Consider the following 1835-nt stretch of genomic DNA (forward strand, 5'->3'; position numbering starts at 1 on the left):
CCGCCCTGGGGCGTGCACGCGCCGCCGTGGTTAATCGTACGAGAGGCCCGATGAACACTGGCGTCTCTCGCTTTTCTGTTGACTGTAGGTGTCCAATTTGGACACCCCAGGTGGGCCTGGGCTTGCTCCCCTGGGGTGTTCATCAGAACGCGTCTTCTTCGGGGTCGGTCTCGGGCTCCCCCATGTCCTGTAGCAGGCTCCATATGGCCGCATGCACCCTGCGCTTCTCTTGTGTGGGCAGGCTCAGGGCCACGCCCTTTATTCGAGCAACCTCCGTTAGTACCTCATCCCCCCGCGACGGGACTGGTGGTAGCTCTCGGAGGCCCCCAGGGGCCGCCCCTGCGTCGCTCCCCATACGCTGGGCGATTCCGGGAAAGTCCTTTTTTAGCCAGTACGCAATGGTGCTGTGCGACATCATGAGGGTCGCGGCAATCTGGCGTCCAGTGAGATAGCCACCACGCGTACGGTGTTTGCCCGCCCTTATGAAGGCCCTGAAAACATCCCGCCGTTCCTTGCGCTTCAGTTGCACCCCGTGCCGCATGTTTGCATCTGCGGCCGCCCAGGCAGCTTCACGCATGCTCATTGGGGCGACTAGCGCAAGCACCATGGGGTCGTACTCGGGGCCCTGCAGCACCAGAGCGCCCGCAGCCCATCTGTGGAACCCGTCGATAAGGTAGTGATTCGTTTTGCCCCCCTCGGTCACCGCGGCTACTTTGATGGGTGGTGGTTGGCTCCCCGCTTTGGTCATTTCGCAGTACCGGCGCACTGCGGCGTCGTCTACCTTGTGTCGAACCTGCAGAGTGTTCGAACGAATCACCTCACTGCGGGAGAGCCATTCCTCCCGCCACTCGATGCCGTCACCGCAGGATTGCTGCGACTCGGTTTCCGGCTTGGCTGCCATGCCCGTGTTCTCCGTTATTCGTGTTCTGCGTGTGCTGCTTGTGCTCTCGGACAATGAGCGCCATCGTTTCGTTGAACGTGGCCGGGTGCCCCGTCCGGGCCTCGATAGCCCGCTGGGTATCCTTGATGTGGTCGAAGGCTGAAACCGGGATGGGGATGGTCCGGAAGACCACCTTCTCCCGTTGGCCCTGAGCTGGGCCGGGGTGACTGTGTTGCATTGCGTTCTCCGTTGAGGGTTGGTAAGACCAAAGGCCCCCATGGGCTCCCAGGTGCGCCCTAGGCGTCCCCCTAGGCCCTTGCTGGCCTTTGGCTATAGCCGGGGTCTAGCGGGCTTCCCAGGGCCTCCTGAGGCCTCCTAGGCCCATGTCTAGGGCCCTCCCGGGGCGATACCGTCACGCCTCGGTCCCCTGCTCGACTGGACGGGGTGGCACTGCCGCTGCTGGCCTAGGGCTGGGCCAAAAGAAAAGCCCCCAGGGCTGTTGCCGAGGGGGCCGGGGTGGCTGCTGGGTGTCTCAGGCCTGGGCTGCGTACCTCTTGACCGACGACACAGAGAGGCCAAAGTGCTGGGCTGTCTCCGCAATGCTGGCTTTGTGGGCTGCCCTCCAGGCGTTGACCTCCTTGGGGTCCTGCTCCTTGGGTCGGCCCAGGCTGGTCTTCCCCTTGTGGGTCCTGCCTGTGCGCTCCAGGGCTTCCCGCGCTGTCTGTCGGCCGGCCTGGGTACGCTCCACGATGCGCTGTCGCTCCATGTCTGCCACCTGGGCTAGAACCGCCAGGATCAGTTCACCCACGCCCTTTGCAATGACCCCCAGGCCATGCACGTGGACCTCGACCCCCTTGGTCAGCAGCAGGCGCACCGTGGCTTGCACGTCCAGGGCATCCCGCCCCAGCCGGTCCACGGCGTAGACATGCAGGGAGTCCCCCTCCCGGATGTACTC

The 1835-nt window shown here is 64.3% G+C and carries 2 protein-coding genes; both read right to left on the reverse strand.

Annotation, left to right across the window (positions count from 1 at the left end):
* Window positions 1-142: 142 nt before the first annotated feature.
* Window positions 143-901, reverse strand: coding sequence for a hypothetical protein (locus tag GTZ97_RS16380; RefSeq protein WP_161652068.1), 759 nt, complete (start codon window positions 899-901; stop codon window positions 143-145).
* 511 nt (window positions 902-1412) lie between these two features.
* On the reverse strand, window positions 1413-1835 hold a 423-nt coding region (locus GTZ97_RS16385), incomplete at its 5' end, for a recombinase family protein (protein WP_161652070.1).

Origin of the sequence: Aquabacterium fontiphilum, assembly GCF_009909205.1 — a bacterium.
GTDB lineage: Bacteria > Pseudomonadota > Gammaproteobacteria > Burkholderiales > Burkholderiaceae_C > Aquabacterium > Aquabacterium fontiphilum.

Coding starts and splice junctions, on each gene's coding strand:
- GTZ97_RS16380 (WP_161652068.1), bottom strand. CDS start 901: ATGGCAGCCAAGCCGGAAACCGAGTCGCAGCAATCCTGCGGTGACGGC.